Source organism: Streptomyces sp. URMC 129, assembly GCF_051386415.1.
Taxonomy (GTDB): Bacteria; Actinomycetota; Actinomycetes; order Streptomycetales; family Streptomycetaceae; genus Streptomyces.
This window is the reverse complement of the sequence record NZ_JBPQTQ010000052.1, coordinates 19,892-36,028: the sequence shown is the minus strand read 5'-3', so window position 1 is coordinate 36,028 and position 16,137 is coordinate 19,892. Positions and strand designations below refer to the sequence as shown.

The following is a 16,137-nucleotide window of genomic DNA, read 5'->3' as shown; positions in this document are numbered from 1 at the left end:
GGACGGCGCCGCCCGCCCCTTCACCCTCTCCCTCCCCATCGGCCTGAGCGTCTACCAGGACGGACCGCGCGGCGCCGTCCTGCCCTCCGGAACCGCTATCGCCGAGCATGACGGCTCCCTCTACGCCGCCACCAGCATCGAGGACTTGATCGCCAACTATTACCCCGGCGCGATCATCGAGTGGACGGGCAGCGAGGCCCTTGACGCGGCGTACCGGGAGCGGGCGCAGCTCCTCGCCTGGCTCGCCCAGCACAACCCGGCCGTGATCGCCCCGGCCTCGGACGTGGAAGAGCCGGGTTGGCAGGTTCTCTACCTGACCACCGGCCACGGCCAGATGACGTGGCACATCGCGCCCCGGGACGCCGAGCTGTTCGACGGCGTGGAGCACGTCGGCGTAGACGACCCGCGCGCAAGGTGGGACGGGCACAGCACGGAGGAGAAGTACGAGCGGCTGCTGGAGCACGTGCAGTCGCTCGCCGACCGGCCGCGGCCCCCAGTGGATCCGGCCGAAGCGCTCGCGGTCGCCGCCCAGCTCGCCGACGCGCTGTGCGACGCGCTGGGCGGCGGCGAGTGGCATCTCGCCGCCGCAATCCGCGACCTGTGCCGGGGCGAGATCACCCCCGTGCAGGCCCTCGCCGAGACGGAGGACTGACCGATGCCCAAGCCGCCCACCCCCGAGCCGGCGCCTGCCGCCGCGCCGGACACGGAAGTCCACGAAGCGCGGGTCGCCGCGGAGGCGTGCTTCGCGCTCGCCATCGTGCTCGCCGAGCAGGTCGCCCCTGCCGTCGCCGCGCTCAACAGATCCCTAGTCGAGCTGGCCGAGCAGGTCGGCCGCTCCGCCGAGACCGGCGCGGAGGGGGCGCCCCGGCCGGAGCCAGCGCCCGTGTGCGCGGCGTGCGGCTGCACGATCACCGGCCGCACCATCGGCCCCTGCCCCCCGCCCGACGACACCCCGGACGCCCCGCCCGGCTGGTACCACGCCGACCGCCCCGGCTGCCGCGCCTACGCCCCCGCCTACCAGCTCCGGAAGGACTGATCGACCGTGACCGCCACCAACGTCAACGGACTGGCCGTCATCGCCAGCGAACCCGCCCCCACCAACATCGTGGACAAGGCGGGCAACCGCGTGTACTTCCAGCAGATTCGCGCGCTGCTGCTGGAAGACGAGTCGATCGTGTATGGCTGCGCGCACTGCGACTACACGGCCGCCAGCCCGATGCAGGTCCGTCCGCACCTCAACGCGCATCGCGACCGCAAGCGGCCCGCCACGGCGGCCGACGAGCCGGTGAAGACGGCCCCCGCGCCGCTCACTGTGTCGCAGATGCTCACGCAGGTCGCGGGGGACCGCGACCGCTGGAGGGAGCGCGCCGAGGCGGCGGAATCGGCCCTGGCCGAGGTCCGCGCGATCGTCGCCGCCAAGCCCACCCGCCGCGCCGCGAACAAGGGCGCTTCGTGACCGTCCTCCTCCTCGCCCTGACCGCCGGGGCCCTCCTCGGCTACATCGCCGGCCGCACCCGGCCTGGACAAGCCGCGATGCGGTGGGCCGAGGACGCAGTGTGTCGCGGGTGGCGCCGGCCCACGTCGTGGGCTGCCGCCGTGGTGCTGCTGGTCGCTATCGCGTGGCAGGTGACCGTACACCCGATCCAGTCGGCGGAGAACCGGCGCTCGTGGCGGGAGGGCAAGGAGCGAGCGGCGCACCGATCGCCGCCGGTCGGCATCCCCGACACCCCGCAGCCGGACTATGGCGAGATCGTGTGGCGCCGGACCCACTTGGGCGGCATGGAGTGGGCCGCGTCCTGCGACGGCCCGTGCGGTGGGTGGGCCAGCCTCGGCCACGACACCGCGCTGTTGGCGAGCGCCGCGCTCGCCCGGCATCTCCGCGAGGCCCATCCCGCCCCCGAGCACCTGGAGCAGCCCCATGTCTGAGCGCGTCACCCCGGACCTTTCAGCCGGACTGCGCGAGGCCATCACCGATGCGCTGCTCACCGCTCCGGCCACCGGTACCACCCGCACCCTGGGCGAGGAGAAGTGGGACCACCATCCGCGCCCCGGCGCTGAGAGAGGTCACCGGTACTTCTACGGCTGCGCCCTGTGCGTGAGCGACGTTGAAGCGCTGGCCGCCGCCGCCCTCGCCGTGGTCGAGCCCCAGCTCGCCGAGTTGCGCGAGCGGGCCGCCGCCATCGCCCCCTACGAGCACGCCACCTACGGCGACCGCAGCGTGGGATACCGCGCCGGTTGGGACGCCTGCCGCGCCGCGTTCCGCGCCGCGCTCCTCATCCCCGACGACACACCGACCTCGCCCACGGAGCAGCCGTCATGACCGGCCCGGCGCCCGCCCCGTACCGGCTGCTGATCACCGGTTCCCGCGACTGGCCCACCCCAGCCACCGTGCACGCCCGCTGTGACGCCCACCTGCGCATCGCCCACGCCGCCGGCCGAGGGCTGCTCGTCATTCACGGGATGTGCATGAACCGGCACGGTGATCTGATCGGCGCCGACCGGCACGCCGACGAGTGGGCCCGCGCCGCACGCCGCGCGGGCCTGCCGGTGCGCGTCGAGCGGCATCCGGCCGAGCAGTACGGGGCGTGGCCGCGCTGCGGCCCGGACCGCAACGGCGTCATGGTTGCCCGGGGCGCCGACGCCTGCGAGGCATTCATCAGCCCGTGCACCCGCCCGCGCTGCCCCCGCCCTGGCCTGCACGGCTCACATGGCGCGTCCCACTGCGCCGGCCTCGCCGCACAGGCCGGCATCCCCACCCTCCGGCACTACCCGCAGAGGACCACCCGATGACCAGCCCTACCGCCCAGCGTGCCGCCCGTGACCTGCGCACCATCCGGGAGCACTGGGGCGACCTCCTCGTAGCGATCGAGACCCGCCCGGCCGCCGAGTGGCCGCCCCGCGAGACCGCCAGTTTCCTCGACATCCTCGCCGCCGCCGACGAGGCGGCGGGCGTCGTGGAGGACCGGTTGCCGTACATCCTCCGACCGCACCCTGCCCCGCTCAACGTGGACGCGCTGGACGCCGCCGTGGCGGCTGAGCGGATGCTGTTCGCCCTCGCGGACACTCTCTCGTCGGCGGTGGACCGCGCGCCGCAGGGTGATCCCCGGCGGTGGGAGATAGGCGGCGAGTGCTACGCCGGGAGCCGTGCGCGTCCGGGGAGTCTGCATTTCGCCGCCACGTACTGCGAGGGGCGCGTGCTGGGCGAGGATACCGAGCCCGAATACGTCGCGGGTCGACTCCACGCCGCGCCTTTCCTTCCGTTGCCTGAGCATCTGGTGCGCGAGGCGGCCGACGTGGCGCGGCGCGCGGCGCTGCGCGTGCTCGGCGCGGTCGGTATCTCGTCGCGTCCGGCGGAGATGCCGCGTCCGTGCCCGTACTGCGGTGGGGTGCTGCTGCTGCACCGTTCCGCAGGCGGGCCGCCTGCGGTGACGTGCCAGACCGGGGCGGCGTGTTCGGCGCCGGTGCCGCTGGACGGGCGGGGGCGGCGGCGTTGGGGGTGGCCGGCTGTGCTGGAGTTCGCGCGAGACGGGGCCCCGCAGACCGCCTGACCTGCAAAGTGAAGCCATTTCGCGACTGCTTGCGAAATGGCTTCACTGCATGTTATGGTGGTGCCCACGCCGGACACCACCCGGCACGAAGGGAGCAACCCACCATGAACACCGCTCGCGAGGTCGCCATCACGGCCCACCGCCTCACCCCCGCCATGGTCGAGGCCCTGGAAACCGCGCACCGCGACGGCGCGGCCACCGGCCGCCCCAGCACCCTGGCAGCCCTCATCCGCCGCGACCTGCTCACCCCTGACGCCACGCCGACCACCGCTGGCCGCACCGTGACGAACGATCTGTTCGGCCCCACCGAGGAGCAGCGGGCCGCCGCCGACGAGGCGGCGGGCGTCGCGTACGAGCGGATCGAGCGCGGCGAGCCGGCCGCCGAGCTGCTCGGCCTCGCCGAGGCGTACCCCGAGCAGCAGCGCCAGCAGCTCGCCCACTCCCGCGGGGCGAACGCCTACCCGCTCGCCGTCGCCGCCGTCCGCCAGGTCGTCCGCGAGATGCCCCCGGCCGGCGCCCTGCGCGTCCGCGTCACCGAGGGCAGCGCCGAAGTGACCCTCACCCGCGACGACCTGCACGCCCTCGCCTACAGCGGGCACACCACCGCCGACGCCGTCGCCCGCGTTCGCGCCGCCGTCGCCGCCCACATCCGCCACGGGGAACACGAGGTGCACGTGATGTCCCTCGCAGCGGGGATGCGGCCCGCGCTGTACCTCGCCGACGTCATGGCCCTACTGAACCGCTGGGAGTCCCGCCCGGCCGAGGTCCGCGCCGCTGAGCCGCCCACCCCGGCGGTGCCCATGATCCCCCGAGGCGACACCACCCCGCCCGTGCACCTCGCCGACGACGACGCCGAGCGCGCTCTGTGCGGTGCGCCCGTCATCACCGGCGACCACTGCCGCACCAGCGCCCCCGGCACGGCAACGTGCACCCTCTGCCGGGCGATGCACCACCACCGCGCGCAGGGCGGCACGCTCTACCGGGCTGGCGCCCGAGTGCTGTGCGCCGATGGCGAGGTGCGCACCGTCACCCACATGTTGTTCCGTACCGGCGAGCCCGCGCGGGTCCTGATGGAGGGCGGGGGCGAGTGGCTCGCCGACAACTGCTCCCCGGCCCCGGCCCCGGCCGCCGCCGAGGCCGGGGCCGCCGCCCGCGCGGCTGCTGCCGACGACATCGCCCACGCGAGCGCCGCCGCCGAGCTGGCCGACACCGTGAACGCCGTCACCGAGGCCGAAGCGGCGGACGGCACCTGGCGTGGCGGATGGATCGCCGGAACCCCCACCCCCGGCGACGGCCTCGCCCTGTTCGACATGGACCCCGACTCTGAACAGGGCGCCCTGTTCGCCTGACACACTCGCCCCGCCCCGGCACCTTGCCGGGGCGGGGCCGCTGCCGACCGAGGGAGAACCCGTTGAACACCCCCACCACCCCCGCCGCCCAGCGCCTTGCCGCCGAGGTGCTCGCCCTCACCGCGCAATACGAGCACGACCGGGCCGCCGACTACGTGTCCGCGCTCGCCGCCGCCGACATCACACCCCTCGGCCAGATCGCTGATCTCGCCACCGCCATCCAGAACGACGAACTCGATCCCCACGCCGTCTACGAGGCCGCCGCCGAGATCGGCACCAAGGTCCGTGACCTCGCCACCGCCGCCGCGCTCCTGCACGCCACGAACGCCCTCGACCTCCCCGCCATCATCCAGAACGCATGGATCTCCGGCCGACCCGTGGCGGAGATCGCCAAGGCGCTCTCACTCACCCCGCGCCGCGTGTACACCCTCCTGCGCCGCGACTGGGACGCGGCATGGCAGGTATCCCGCGTGGACACCGACGACTCGATGCGGCCCATCGCCACAGGCCAGCAGGCCGCATCCGAGCCCGCCCCCGGGCTTGCCGGACGGCTTCTCGCCGAGCACGCCACTCCCGGCGCCGCCGGGACGGGGATCGTCGTGCACGTGTGGCGCGCCGGGGAGGAGGGGACGGCCGAGGATCCCGCGTACACAGAAGCGCGCGGCTCGGCGGAGTACCGGCCCGGCATCGACACCCTGTAGCCCACACGAGACACGGCCCGCCCGGCGAACCCCGGCAGCTCACCACAAGCCTGCGCCGGCACCGGACGGGCCCGACCACACCGGGAGCAACCCAGAAATGGCCACCCCCTACCCTACCGGCCGCGTCCGCGCCGACTGGGCGCCTACCGCCCTGGCCGCCGTGATGACCGCCGCATTCGCCGCGTGCGCGTTCCGCCTCAGCTTCGACGCCTTGACCGCACTCGCCGTCGCGCACGGCGTGGACCCGGACACGGCGTGGATGTTCGCCGCCCTCGTGGACGGCGGCGCCGTCGTCGGCACGGTCGGTGTCGTCTCCGCCGCCCGCACCGGCCGCCGCGTCGGCCCGTACTGGCTCATGGTGACCGCGTTCGCCGTCCTCAGCCTCGCGTTCAACGTGCTGCACTCCGACCGCACGGGCCCAGGTGTCGCCGTCGCCGTCACGCCGCCGCTCGCCCAGCTCGCCGCGACGGAACTCCTCGTGCGGATGCTGCCCCCGGCCGGGCCGCGCCCGACCGACACCGCCGCCTCCGCCGCCCCGGCAGTCACCGCCGCTAAGGCCGCCGCCCAGACTGCCGCTGAGGCGGCACATGCCGCCCGTGCCGCCGCCGCAACCGTCGCCGAGACCGTGCGCGCCGCCGTCACCGACGCCACGAACGACGCCCGCGCCGCCGCCACCGAAGCGACCACCGCCGCCCAGACCGCCCAGACTGCCGCCGAGCACGTCACCGCCGCCGCCGCACCGCCGCCCACCGTCGTAGACCTCGCCACCGCCATCGCCACCGTCACCGACACCCCGCCCATGGCGCCGCCGCCCGCCGTCACACCGCCGCCGCCCCTGCCGCTCGCCGCCGTCTTCACACCGCCGCCCCTGCCGCCCGCCGCCGACGACGACCAGGACCATGACGACACCGCCGCCGCCCCCGCGTCGCCCGGCGACAGCCAGCTGGCCGCCGCCATCGCCGCCTACCGCCGCATACGCCGAACCACCGGCCGCCGCCCCACCGCCGAGGCGCTCGGCGCCGCCCTCGGCGTGCGCCGCACCCGCGGCGGCGAACTCCGGGCAGCGGTGGAGCAAGCCCTTCCTACTTCAACTCACATGAGTTAAAGTAGGGGCATCGAGGAGAGAGGGGCGCACGATGAACACCGCCACCGCCGCACAGACCGCCGGAGTCGCCGTCGCCACCATCCGCGCATGGTGCCGCTACGGCGCCGTCACCGCCGCCAAGCAGGCCGGCCGCTGGGCCATCGACCCCGCCTCCCTCAACCACCGCATCACCATCGGCAACAGGAAGGCCCGCATGACCAAGTACGCCATCACCGAAGGAACCCGCACGGTCTACCGCCAGACCCAGACCACCTACACCATCGTCCGCACGGACGGCACCCCCGCCGGCTGGGGCCCCGGAAAGGATTCCCGCATCCGCGACGCCGTTTTCACCAGCCGCGAGACCGCCGAGAAGATCATGAGGTTCTACGAGAACACCCCCGCCGGATACCACCTCAGCATCGAGCACCCCCGCGCCGACGCCATGCGTCGGGGCCGGTACTGGCTTCTCACCAGCACCCTCGACGGCGACCCGCAGGATCTGCGCATGACCCTCGACGTCGGCCACCAGCCGCAGGGCGGCTGGCCCGAGGGCACCACCGACATCGACATTCTCATCGACTGGGCCAACACACACGCCAAAGGCGCCCCCGCGCGGATCGCCGCCAAGGCCGAGAAGGACGCCGCCGCCGAGGCCGAGGCCGCCGCCCGGGAAGCCCGGGAAGCCCAACTCGCCGCGCGCCGCGCCAGGGGAGAACTCGCCACACCCCGCCAGGTGCACTACATCCTCCAGCTCCTCGCCTACCGGCAGCGCACCGGCGATGGCGGCGGCTTCTACAACGGCCCCACCAGCCGAGCCGAAATCGAGGAGATGAGCAAGGCCGAAGCGTCCCTCTACATCACCTCCCTGACGGGCGACTACTGATGGGAGACGAAACCTGGACAATCGATCAGGTCGCCGCGCATCTCGGCTACTCCGGCCCCAACGCCCACGGCGCGGCCCGTAGCGCGCTCTCCCACCTCGGCGTGAAGGCCCACAGCTACCGGCCCCACCCCCAAAGCGGCCGGCCTCAGGCCCACTACCTCACCGCGGACGTCAGGCGGGCCGCAGCCTCCCGCCCCGGCCGCGGTACACGCACCGACCTGAAAAGGCCCCGGCCGTAGCCCTCCGAAGGAGCCGATCATGACCGTCGCCCACCCCGACCACGCCGCACAGATCGCGGACCTCGTACGACTCGTAGGCGGCATCCTCCAAGAGGTCACTGACCTCGCCACCAACGTCTCTGACCTCCTGCCCGCCCCGGCCCGCGCCGAACTCAGTGACCACGTGCAGCGGATCGCCACCGAGTCGGTCACCGCCCTCAACGAGATCGCGGGAGCCGATCGGCCCCCGGCCGTGGAAGAACCGGCGTGATCCCGCTGGCGCCGCGCGCTCCTCGCGCCGACCGGTCGTGGGCCGCCCCGCGCGCGGTGCAGGGGGCAGTCGGCGCACCGTAGGCGCGATTGAGCGAGCGGGGTATGCGGAAGGCCCCCAGGCGTGTTGCTGGGGGCCTTCCGCTCGCTGCGGGGTCAGGGGTTCACGGGTACGCCGCTGAGGGCGGAAAACAGGCGCAGGGTGCAGGCGAGGAGCTGGGCCGCGGCCTCGGGCGACTGCTTGCACACCTCGACCGCCCGCTCCTCCGCTGTCTCCTCGTCGTCCGCGATGTCCTGTAAGAGGCCAGCCAGTTCGGGCGGGGCGTCCGGGACGGCTGTGGCTGCGGAGAACGGCCGGGGCGCGTCGTATGCCTGTTGTGCGCAGCGCCAGACTAGGTGGGCCTCGGCGGCGGGGGCGTGTCCGGCGCGGGCGGCGATCTCGGCGCGCTTGGTGATCCGGGCGTGCAGTTGTTTTATCGCCGCGTCGCGGGCGGGGCCGGTGAGGGTGTCGATGTGGTCGGCCTCCGCCCAGATGAAGTCCACGAAGACGTTCGCTATCAGCTCGCCGGCCTCGCCGGGGTCGTTGTCGGCGCCGCCGCTGGTTCCGAGTGCGTTGGTCATGGGGGGAGTATCGCAAAGGGCGGGTCACGGCCGGGATTGTCGCGACTGTGTAACGATTTTGGCTGTGCGGCTCGGCCGTGGGGGTCCGGATTCTGTACCCCCTGCGTGCGGTCGGGGCACTAGGGGGTCCGGTTTTCGGCCCCCCTAGTGGGTCTCATACCCCCCGGGGGGTCCGGAAACGAGACCCCCGGGGGTCCGGTTTTCGGACCCCCCGGGTCCGGTTTTCGGACCCCATAACGCAAGCACCATCCTCACCATGGCTGAAAGAGCAGCGCCACGCGCACGCGACGCGGCCCGCAGGTGTGGCATGCTGGCGACCACCACCGCCCGGCAGCCCGGGTCACGGATCAGTCACAACCGGCCGCCCAGCCGCACCCCGCGTGCCACTGTGGCCGCCATGAGACTCCGCACCCGCCGCGCACTCCTCACCGCGCTCCTCACCGCCGCACTGCTGCTCACCGGCTGCTCCTCAGACTCCAGCGACGAAGCGGCCCCGGCCGACGACGCCGCCGCGCGCGCCGAGCTGGAGCAGGCCGTGCGCGACTACATCGCCGCCACCACCACCCGCGACACCGCCACCGCTTGGGACGCCCTCTCCGAACGCTGCGCGGGCCTGTGGGGACAGGACGGTCTGGACACCCGCGTAGCCGCCGTGTCCGCGCTCATGCCCGGCGCGGAGGCGCAGGACGTGCGGGTAGACGACCTGGCGGGTCACCTGGCCCGCGTCTCGTACCGCGTGGGCGACGAGGAGCACACGGGGCGGCCGTGGACGCGTGAGGACGGCGAGTGGCGGTACGACGGCTGCTGACTGCGCACTTGCCCGCCGTGACCGAACCGTGATCTAATGGGGGGCGTCTCCGGCGTGCCCGGAAGCGCGCGCCCCGCGAACCCCCGCAGAAATCAACCGCTGCGGGGGTTTCGCGCTCCCCGCCCCCGAGCAGAAGAGGCCCCGCCGTGATCGACCCCGCCGACATCGAGAACCGGTTCACCTACCACGCCCCGACCACCGACGAGAAGCGCCACGCGCACGCCGACATCCGGGAAGCCTGCCGGCGCCTCGCCGACCAGATCAACGCCCAGTGCCCGGACGGCCGCGCCAAGGCCGTCGCGCTGACCAAGGTCGAAGAGGCCATGATGTGGGCCAACGCCGCCCTCGCCCGCCAGGTCTGACCGTGCGCCGCCGCCTCGCCGCGTGGGCACGGCACCGCTGACCCCGCGCCGCCGGATCTGCGAGCGGACGAGGAGCATGGCCCACGCGCACGAGACCTGCACGCGCCCCACCGCCGGGGCAGTGTGTACGGAAGGGTCCTTGACGGACTACTGCGAGTACGAGGGCTGCGGTGACGAATACTGCCTCGACGTCGGCCACTGCGCGTGCCTATGCCACAGCGGCAAGACATGCCCCTGCGGCCACCGCTGGCCCCGGCAGGAGCCGACTCCGGCCCGCCCCGCCGCCTACCAGCACGACCAGACCGAACCCCTAGACCCGCCACCGCCCGGACACCGACGTGTCGTCGGCCCCGTGCTGGCCAGCCCCGGCTAACCCCCGGAGGGCGGCGGCGCCCCCACCCCCTCGGCGTGCCCGGAGGTGAACCATGCCCCGATCAGCACCCATCACGGACCACGAGCGGGAGCGCGTCCGCCACCTGCACGCCGAGGGCAAGAACCGCAACCAGATTGCCCGCGAACTCGGACGCTCCGGCTCCACCATCAGCAAGATCGCCCGCGAACTCGGTCTCAGCTTCGAGCGTGGCCCCGAGGTTGTCGCGGCCACCGAGGCCCGCCGCATCGACCTCGCCGACCGGCGCGCCAAGTTCGCCGAAGCACTCCACGACGAGGCCGAACGACTGCTCGCCCAGATGCGGCAGCCCGCCCGCGTCTGGGCGTTCGGCGGCAAGGACAACGAGTACAACCAGGAGTGGCACCCCGAGCCGCCGCCCGCCGACAAACGCGCACTCATGGCCACCATCGGCACGGCCGTAGACCGCTCCCTCAAGCTCGTCCCCATCGAGACCAGCGGCGGCGCCGAAGAGGTCTCCTCCATGCTCGGCAAGCTCGGCACCGCGCTCCACGCCGCGTTCACCGACGACCAGGACGACACCGCACCACCGGACACCCCGGGAGACGACGGGGGGTGACCCGTGCGCCTGCCCGACACGCTGCCCCTCTCACACAAGCAGCTCCGCAGCATCGGGCAGGCCACCGCCCGCATCAACCTGTGGCACGGCGCCGTGCGCTCCGGCAAGACCATCGCGTCGCTGCTGGCGTTCGTCATCGCCATCGCCGGAGCCGGCCCGTCCGGGCTCATCCTCATCTGCGGCAAAACCATCCAGACCATCGAGCGCAACGTTCTCGACCCGCTCCAAGACCCGCTGATCTTCGGGCCCCTCGCCCGGCACGTGCACCACACCCGCGGCGCCACCACCGCCGTGATCCTCGGCCGCACCGTCCACCTCATCGGCGCCAACGACGCCAAGGCCGAAGGCAGGCTGCGCGGCCTCACCGCCCAACTCGCCTACGTGGACGAAGCGACCCTCGTCCCCGAAGGGTTCTGGACACAGCTCCTCGCCCGCCTCTCCGTGCCCGGGGCGCGCCTGTTCGCCACAACGAACCCCGACAGCCCCCGGCACTGGCTCAAGCGCGACTACCTCGACCGCGCGTCCTCCCTGGACCTGCGGTCGTGGCACTTCCGCCTCGCCGACAACCCGAGCCTGAGCCCGGACTACGTGTCCGCGCTCGCCGCCGAGTACGTCGGCCTGTGGAAGCGCCGCATGATCGATGGCGCGTGGTGCGTGGCCGAGGGCGCCGTGTACGACATGTGGGACGACACCCAGCACCTCGTTACCGATGTCCCACCGCTGTCCCGGATGCTCGCGTGCGGCATCGACTACGGCACGGTGAACGACTTCGTTGCGCTCCTCTTGGGCTTGGGCGCGGATGGCCGACTGTACGTCACCGCCGAATGGCGACACGCCTCCCGCACCGCGCACCGGCAGATGACCGACGCAGAGTACGACGCCGCACTCCGGAAGTGGCTACAGAAGCAGAGCGCCGCCCCGGAGTGGACCGTCGTAGACCCCTCCGCCGCCAGCTTCATCGAGCAGATGCACCGCGGCGGCGGATGGCGCGGCCTCACCCCCGCCGACAACTCCGTGCTGGACGGCATCCGAACCGTCGCCGCCCTCCTCGCCGCCGACAAACTCCGCGTCCACGAATCGTGCACCGGACTCGTACAGGAACTCGTGTCGTACGAGTGGGACCCCGCAGCCGCCGGACGCGGCGAAGACGCCCCGATCAAGGCCGGCGACCACGGGCCCGACGCCCTCCGCTACGCGATCCGCACCACGGAGTCGATCTGGCGCGCGCACGTCCGATTGGAGCTGGCCGCATGACCCTCCCCACCGCCCGCGTGACCCTCGCCCAGCCCAGGGGCACCCGCGACCGGTTGCGCGACGACATACGCGCGGGAGAACTGGACGACGACGAAGGGGAGGAGGTACCCGATGCCGCTCCCGACCAGTGACCAGCCATGGCCGCCCACCGACCCGGTAGTCGCCTCCTCCATGGCCGACTGGGACGCCTGGTACTCCGGCGACCCCGACCGGCTCGCCGAACGGTACGCCAACCGCGCCACGAAGGAGCCCCGAACCAGGCCCTCGCAGTACCGCGGCGGCGTCGTCGGCCGTCTCTCCCGCTGGTGGTGGGGCGAACCCACCCCGTGGGGCGAGCAGCGCGCGAAGATACACGCGCCACTCGCGGCCGACATCGCCCGCACCTCCTCCGCGCTGCTGTTCTCCGAGCCGCCGCGCATCCTCACCGACGACACCGCCGCCGCCAACCGGATCGGGAAGATAGTCGAAGAGGGGCTGCACACCGCGCTCCTAGAGGGCGGTGAACTGTCGTCCGCGCTGGGCGGCGCGTTCCTGCGGCTGGTGTGGGACCGCGAGATTCAGCCGCTACCGTGGGTCAGCACCGTGCCCGCAGACGGAGCCGCACCGGAATTCCGGCATAACCGCCTGCGCGCCGTCACGTTCTGGACGGTGCTGGAGGCCGATGACCGGCGCGTCGTGCGGCATCTGGAGCGGCATGAGCCGGGCCTGATCCTCAACGCGGTCTATGAGGGCACACCCGACAGCCTCGGCCGCGACGTCGGTCTCGCGGCGTTTCCGCAGACCGAACGCCTTACCTCGGCCATCGCCACCGGTACCCGGCGCCTGACCGCCTCCCACATGCCTAACATGAGGCCGGCGCGCGCATGGCGCAACCTGCCTGGCGCGGCCGGACTCGGCCAGTCCGACTACGCCGGGATCGAGCCGATCCTGGATCAGCTCGACATGGCGTACTCGTCGTGGATGCGCGACATCCGGCTCGGACGGGCCCGCCTCGTGGTCGCCGATTCCATGCTGGACTCGGGCGGGCCCGGTCAGGGCGCGACGTTCGCCGACCGCGAGGTGTACGACACGGTGAACGCCCTCGACCGCGGCACGACACCGCTGATCGAGCAGGTTCAGTTCAAGATCCGCGTGGAGGAGCACCGCGAGACCTGCCGCGAGTTGCACGACATGGCGGTGCGCGGCGCCGGCTACTCCGCCAGCTCGTTCGGATCCGACAGCGAGGGGCAGGCAGTCACCGCTACCGAGATCCGGGCACGGCAGCGTCGCACGGACACCACGCGCGGGATCAAGATCCGCTACGCGACTCCGGCCGTTCTGGGCATCGTTGCCGCACAGCTTGAGCTTGAGGCCGGGCCGCTGTTCCGGGCTCCTTCGGGCAGCCCCGAGGGTCTGCGCATCGAGTGGCAGGACTCCATCACCGAATCCCCGCGCGAGATCGCGGAGACGCTGGAAATGTTCCGCCGCGCCGAGGCCGCATCGACCGAGACCCTCGTGCGCATGCGGAACCCGGAGCTGGAAGACCGGGAGGTGCAGGCGGAGGCGGCGCGGATTCTGGCGGAGTCCGGCCGGGCCGTCGCTGACCCGACCCGGACCGGCGCCGAGTTCCCGCCGCCCGGCGAGGACGACGACGAGGACGTGGCGGCGTAACCCGAGCGAACAGGGGGTGGTCGGCCATGCCGGTGTCCCCCGAGATGGCCGAAGACCTGGCCGCGCGCGTACGCGCGTTGTACGACGCGGCAGAGGTCTCCCTGTTGGAACGGCTCGCCGCCGCCCTCGCGGCCGACCTGGAATCCCCCGCGTGGGCGGAACTGAAGCTGGCCGCCGTGGGCGACCTGCGCCGCGCCGTTGAGGACGTCGCGACGGCACTTCAGCAGGACGCCAACGGCGCCGTGCGCGCGGCCCTGGCCGAGGCGTACCAGCGCGGCGAGCAGGCCGCCGTCGCCGAACTGGGCGCCGTACCGGTCGGCCGGGAACCGTTCATCCGCGCCCAGGTGCCGAACGCACCCGCGGTCGATCGTCTCGCCGCGTCGTGGGCGCAGGACACGCGCCCGCTGTACGTACGCATCACCCGCGCCATCGTGGACGCGTTCCGCGACATCGTGGCCCGCGTGAGCGGCGGTGTGCTGCTCGGCGCCGAGACCCGCCGCCAGGCGTCACAACGCGCGCTCGACACGTTCGCGCGGCGTGGGATCACCGGATTTGTGGACAAGGCCGGCCGCTCGTGGAACCTCGCGTCCTACGCCGAGATGGCCGTTCGCAGCGTCACGGCGCGCGCCGCGATCGAGGGCCACGTAGACACCCTCGCCGCCGCGGGCGAGGGGCTCGTCATCGTGAGCGACGCCCCCCTTGAGTGCCCGCTGTGCTCCCGCTGGGAGGGCGGGATCCTCGCCCTGACCGGCGAGCCGGGACCCCGCACGGAGCGGCACGAGCACGCGACCGAGGACGGCCGCACGGTCGTCGTGCACGTCGTCGGCACGCTCACCGAGGCACGTGCGAGCGGGCTGTTCCACCCCAACTGCCGCCACAGCTTGGCCCTGTACCTGCCCGGGGTGACGACCCGGCCGCCGCACCACCCCACCCCCGGCACCACGTACGCCGACACGCAGCGGCAGCGCGAGATAGAGCGGCACATTCGGGAGTGGAAGCGGCGGCAGGCCGCCGCGATCACGCCCGAAGCGCGTCGCGCGGCCGGCGCCAAGGTGCGGGCGTGGCAGAAGGCGGTGCGCGAGCACCTGGCCGCGCACCCCGTGCTGCGCAGGAAGCCCGAGCGCGAGCGGCTCCCCACGACGGACACGGGGATGCGCGCCGACCCGGCCGCGATGGTGGCCGCGAGCCTGCGCACCGACCCCGACGCGCTGCGCGCAGCGTCCGAGCAGGACATCGCCGATGCCATGGCGTCCGGCCGGCTGGACGCCGACGACCTCGCCCGCGTCGCCGCCGAGATGGACCGGCGCGAGCTGCAAGCGCTGGTGGACCGGGCGCGTGCCGGGGACCTCACCGGCTGGTCTGACGATGACCTCGCCCGCGTGCTCCCCCACGCTTCCGGCGACGTGGCGGAGCGGATCGCGGCCGAGTTCGACCGCCGGTATCCGCCCGAACCGCTGCCCGCCCCGGCGGACACCGGGGACGCGGTTGCCGACTTGCTCACCGACTGGGACACGCTCCGCGCGGTCGCCGACCCCGCGCCCGACCCCGAGGGCTGGGGCGCCTACGCCGAAGCCGACTGGGAGCCCCCGCCCGACGAGGATCAGGACGCCGAGCGCGACCAGGACGACGAGGAGCAGCGCCCCCGCCTCACCCGCCGACAGATCCGCGAGCTGTATGACGACTACCTGTACGCGCAGTACGTCGCCGCCGAGGAGGACTGCCGGGGCGAGCTGCTCACCCGCGAGGCCGAGGCCGCAGGCGTGCACCCCCTGACGCTGTTCTCCGGCCCCGCGCACATCGCGTTCGCGCGCGCCTCCGAGGAGCTGCGAGAATGGTGGGGCACGCACGGCCGGTTGACGCTCGCGGAGTTCACCGCACAGGCGACCGGTGTGCAGACGGCAGAGTCGCGACGCGCGGCGGAGAACAACGCCGCCCGCCGCCAGATACGGTAGGGGCGCCTTGATCATCCGGGAATTCTCGTACATCACCCCCGACGCTTTCGGGGGGCGCAAGCGCTACAGGCAGGCTTGCCGGGCCGCAGGTCTGGACCCGGTACCAGGCGGATACGGGCTACTCCACACCGAGGACGACGACGGCGGGCACTTCTCGCTGGTGACGACCGATGTCACGTACGTGCAGATGCTCGTGGCCACGCCGCCGCAAATGCGCGCAGAACTGGTCATCCCCCCCGAAAAATTCGCGGTTCGCGAGGGTTGGCCGGACGAGTGGAGGCGCCGTGGCAGCGCGTGAAGACATCGCCCGCGCCCTCGCAGCGGGCGCGCAGGCGGCCCGGGCCGACCAGCCGCTGACCACCTGCCCGTACCCGCGTGACAGCCTGCTGCGCCGGCCGTGGCTGCGCGGCTACGTCCGCGTGAAGCCCATCACCGGCCGCTGAGCTGCTCCGCGCCCTCGCCCGGC

General features: G+C 73.2%; 22 protein-coding genes and 1 pseudogene. 22 read left to right on the top strand and 1 reads right to left on the bottom strand.

Going from position 1 to position 16,137, the window contains the following annotated elements; genetic code table 11:
- The 12 genes and pseudogenes from ACSNOC_RS13345 to ACSNOC_RS13290 all read left to right on the top strand — a co-directional run.
- Nucleotides 1-652: pseudogene (locus ACSNOC_RS13345) on the top strand (hypothetical protein); the annotation flags it as partial.
- Nucleotides 653-655: 3 nt separating this feature from the next.
- Nucleotides 656-1,036: a hypothetical protein gene (locus tag ACSNOC_RS13340; protein WP_436747600.1), complete on the top strand. Its 381-nt coding sequence runs from the start codon at nt 656-658 to the stop codon at nt 1,034-1,036.
- A 6-nt stretch (nt 1,037-1,042) separates the two neighbouring features.
- Nucleotides 1,043-1,456 (top strand): hypothetical protein, encoded by a 414-nt coding sequence (locus ACSNOC_RS13335; RefSeq protein ID WP_436747599.1) that lies wholly within the window; start codon nt 1,043-1,045, stop codon nt 1,454-1,456.
- Complete coding sequence (locus tag ACSNOC_RS13330; RefSeq protein ID WP_436747598.1) at nt 1,453-1,926, top strand: hypothetical protein; 474 nt, start codon at nt 1,453-1,455, stop codon at nt 1,924-1,926. Before ACSNOC_RS13335 ends, ACSNOC_RS13330 begins: the two co-directional genes overlap by 4 nt.
- Nucleotides 1,919-2,320 carry a hypothetical protein gene (locus ACSNOC_RS13325; RefSeq protein WP_436747597.1) on the top strand — a complete coding sequence of 134 codons (402 nt, stop codon included), beginning with the start codon at nt 1,919-1,921 and terminating at the stop codon, nt 2,318-2,320. The genes ACSNOC_RS13330 and ACSNOC_RS13325 overlap by 8 nt, the downstream gene beginning before the upstream one ends.
- Entirely contained in the window at nt 2,317-2,790 is a 474-nt protein-coding gene (locus ACSNOC_RS13320) for a hypothetical protein (protein ID WP_436747596.1), read from the top strand. Before ACSNOC_RS13325 ends, ACSNOC_RS13320 begins: the two co-directional genes overlap by 4 nt.
- Nucleotides 2,787-3,548, top strand: a complete 762-nt coding sequence (locus ACSNOC_RS13315; RefSeq protein WP_436747595.1) for a hypothetical protein — start codon at nt 2,787-2,789, stop codon at nt 3,546-3,548. The genes ACSNOC_RS13320 and ACSNOC_RS13315 overlap by 4 nt, the downstream gene beginning before the upstream one ends.
- A 104-nt stretch (nt 3,549-3,652) precedes the next feature.
- The gene (locus ACSNOC_RS13310) at nt 3,653-4,897 is read left to right on the top strand and encodes a hypothetical protein (protein ID WP_436747594.1); all 1,245 of its coding nucleotides are present in this window, start codon (nt 3,653-3,655) and stop codon (nt 4,895-4,897) included.
- Nucleotides 4,898-4,959: 62 nt separating this feature from the next.
- Nucleotides 4,960-5,598, top strand: coding sequence for a hypothetical protein (locus tag ACSNOC_RS13305; RefSeq protein WP_436747593.1), 639 nt, complete (start codon nt 4,960-4,962; stop codon nt 5,596-5,598).
- 97 nt (nt 5,599-5,695) lie between these two features.
- A complete protein-coding gene (locus ACSNOC_RS13300) occupies nt 5,696-6,703 on the top strand; it encodes a DUF2637 domain-containing protein (protein ID WP_436747592.1) in 1,008 nt (335 codons plus the stop codon).
- 31 nt (nt 6,704-6,734) lie between these two features.
- Nucleotides 6,735-7,568: a hypothetical protein gene (locus tag ACSNOC_RS13295; protein ID WP_436747591.1), complete on the top strand. Its 834-nt coding sequence runs from the start codon at nt 6,735-6,737 to the stop codon at nt 7,566-7,568.
- Between the two features lie 258 nt (nt 7,569-7,826).
- Entirely contained in the window at nt 7,827-8,057 is a 231-nt protein-coding gene (locus ACSNOC_RS13290; protein WP_436747590.1) for a hypothetical protein, read from the top strand.
- A 155-nt stretch (nt 8,058-8,212) separates the two neighbouring features.
- Here the strand turns inward: ACSNOC_RS13290 and ACSNOC_RS13285 are convergent, their stop codons facing one another.
- Entirely contained in the window at nt 8,213-8,677 is a 465-nt protein-coding gene (locus ACSNOC_RS13285) for a hypothetical protein (protein WP_436747589.1), read from the bottom strand.
- A 397-nt stretch (nt 8,678-9,074) separates the two neighbouring features.
- Between ACSNOC_RS13285 and ACSNOC_RS13280 the strand changes: the two genes are divergently transcribed.
- The 10 genes from ACSNOC_RS13280 to ACSNOC_RS13235 all read left to right on the top strand — a co-directional run bounded on the left by ACSNOC_RS13280 (nt 9,075) and on the right by ACSNOC_RS13235 (nt 16,114).
- Nucleotides 9,075-9,485 carry a hypothetical protein gene (locus ACSNOC_RS13280; protein WP_436747588.1) on the top strand — a complete coding sequence of 137 codons (411 nt, stop codon included), beginning with the start codon at nt 9,075-9,077 and terminating at the stop codon, nt 9,483-9,485.
- 146 nt (nt 9,486-9,631) lie between these two features.
- Complete coding sequence (locus ACSNOC_RS13275) at nt 9,632-9,847, top strand: Acb2/Tad1 domain-containing protein (protein ID WP_436747587.1); 216 nt, start codon at nt 9,632-9,634, stop codon at nt 9,845-9,847.
- A 139-nt stretch (nt 9,848-9,986) separates the two neighbouring features.
- Nucleotides 9,987-10,220, top strand: coding sequence for a hypothetical protein (locus ACSNOC_RS13270; RefSeq protein WP_436747586.1), 234 nt, complete (start codon nt 9,987-9,989; stop codon nt 10,218-10,220).
- A 52-nt stretch (nt 10,221-10,272) separates the two neighbouring features.
- Nucleotides 10,273-10,815, top strand: a complete 543-nt coding sequence (locus tag ACSNOC_RS13265) for a helix-turn-helix domain-containing protein (protein ID WP_436747585.1) — start codon at nt 10,273-10,275, stop codon at nt 10,813-10,815.
- A 9-nt stretch (nt 10,816-10,824) separates the two neighbouring features.
- Nucleotides 10,825-12,069 carry a PBSX family phage terminase large subunit gene (locus ACSNOC_RS13260; RefSeq protein ID WP_436747601.1) on the top strand — a complete coding sequence of 415 codons (1,245 nt, stop codon included), beginning with the start codon at nt 10,825-10,827 and terminating at the stop codon, nt 12,067-12,069.
- On the top strand, nt 12,066-12,200 hold the full coding sequence (locus ACSNOC_RS13255) for a hypothetical protein (protein WP_436747584.1): 135 nt from the start codon (nt 12,066-12,068) through the stop codon (nt 12,198-12,200). The genes ACSNOC_RS13260 and ACSNOC_RS13255 overlap by 4 nt, the downstream gene beginning before the upstream one ends.
- Nucleotides 12,181-13,719 carry a phage portal protein gene (locus ACSNOC_RS13250; RefSeq protein WP_436747583.1) on the top strand — a complete coding sequence of 513 codons (1,539 nt, stop codon included), beginning with the start codon at nt 12,181-12,183 and terminating at the stop codon, nt 13,717-13,719. The genes ACSNOC_RS13255 and ACSNOC_RS13250 overlap by 20 nt, the downstream gene beginning before the upstream one ends.
- A 26-nt stretch (nt 13,720-13,745) precedes the next feature.
- Nucleotides 13,746-15,671, top strand: a complete 1,926-nt coding sequence (locus ACSNOC_RS13245) for a phage minor capsid protein (protein ID WP_436747582.1) — start codon at nt 13,746-13,748, stop codon at nt 15,669-15,671.
- A gap of 7 nt (nt 15,672-15,678) precedes the next feature.
- The gene (locus ACSNOC_RS13240; RefSeq protein WP_436747581.1) at nt 15,679-15,969 is read left to right on the top strand and encodes a hypothetical protein; all 291 of its coding nucleotides are present in this window, start codon (nt 15,679-15,681) and stop codon (nt 15,967-15,969) included.
- Nucleotides 15,956-16,114: an Rmf/CrpP fold protein gene (locus ACSNOC_RS13235; protein ID WP_436747580.1), complete on the top strand. Its 159-nt coding sequence runs from the start codon at nt 15,956-15,958 to the stop codon at nt 16,112-16,114. The genes ACSNOC_RS13240 and ACSNOC_RS13235 overlap by 14 nt, the downstream gene beginning before the upstream one ends.
- Nucleotides 16,115-16,137: the final 23 nt, after the last annotated feature.

Coding starts and splice junctions, on each gene's coding strand:
- ACSNOC_RS13340 (WP_436747600.1), top strand. CDS start 656: ATGCCCAAGCCGCCCACCCCCGAGCCGGCGCCTGCCGCCGCGCCGGAC.
- ACSNOC_RS13325 (WP_436747597.1), top strand. CDS start 1,919: ATGTCTGAGCGCGTCACCCCGGACCTTTCAGCCGGACTGCGCGAGGCC.
- ACSNOC_RS13320 (WP_436747596.1), top strand. CDS start 2,317: ATGACCGGCCCGGCGCCCGCCCCGTACCGGCTGCTGATCACCGGTTCC.
- ACSNOC_RS13315 (WP_436747595.1), top strand. CDS start 2,787: ATGACCAGCCCTACCGCCCAGCGTGCCGCCCGTGACCTGCGCACCATC.
- ACSNOC_RS13310 (WP_436747594.1), top strand. CDS start 3,653: ATGAACACCGCTCGCGAGGTCGCCATCACGGCCCACCGCCTCACCCCC.
- ACSNOC_RS13300 (WP_436747592.1), top strand. CDS start 5,696: ATGGCCACCCCCTACCCTACCGGCCGCGTCCGCGCCGACTGGGCGCCT.
- ACSNOC_RS13295 (WP_436747591.1), top strand. CDS start 6,735: ATGAACACCGCCACCGCCGCACAGACCGCCGGAGTCGCCGTCGCCACC.
- ACSNOC_RS13290 (WP_436747590.1), top strand. CDS start 7,827: ATGACCGTCGCCCACCCCGACCACGCCGCACAGATCGCGGACCTCGTA.
- ACSNOC_RS13285 (WP_436747589.1), bottom strand. CDS start 8,677: ATGACCAACGCACTCGGAACCAGCGGCGGCGCCGACAACGACCCCGGC.
- ACSNOC_RS13280 (WP_436747588.1), top strand. CDS start 9,075: ATGAGACTCCGCACCCGCCGCGCACTCCTCACCGCGCTCCTCACCGCC.
- ACSNOC_RS13265 (WP_436747585.1), top strand. CDS start 10,273: ATGCCCCGATCAGCACCCATCACGGACCACGAGCGGGAGCGCGTCCGC.
- ACSNOC_RS13255 (WP_436747584.1), top strand. CDS start 12,066: ATGACCCTCCCCACCGCCCGCGTGACCCTCGCCCAGCCCAGGGGCACC.
- ACSNOC_RS13250 (WP_436747583.1), top strand. CDS start 12,181: ATGCCGCTCCCGACCAGTGACCAGCCATGGCCGCCCACCGACCCGGTA.
- ACSNOC_RS13245 (WP_436747582.1), top strand. CDS start 13,746: ATGCCGGTGTCCCCCGAGATGGCCGAAGACCTGGCCGCGCGCGTACGC.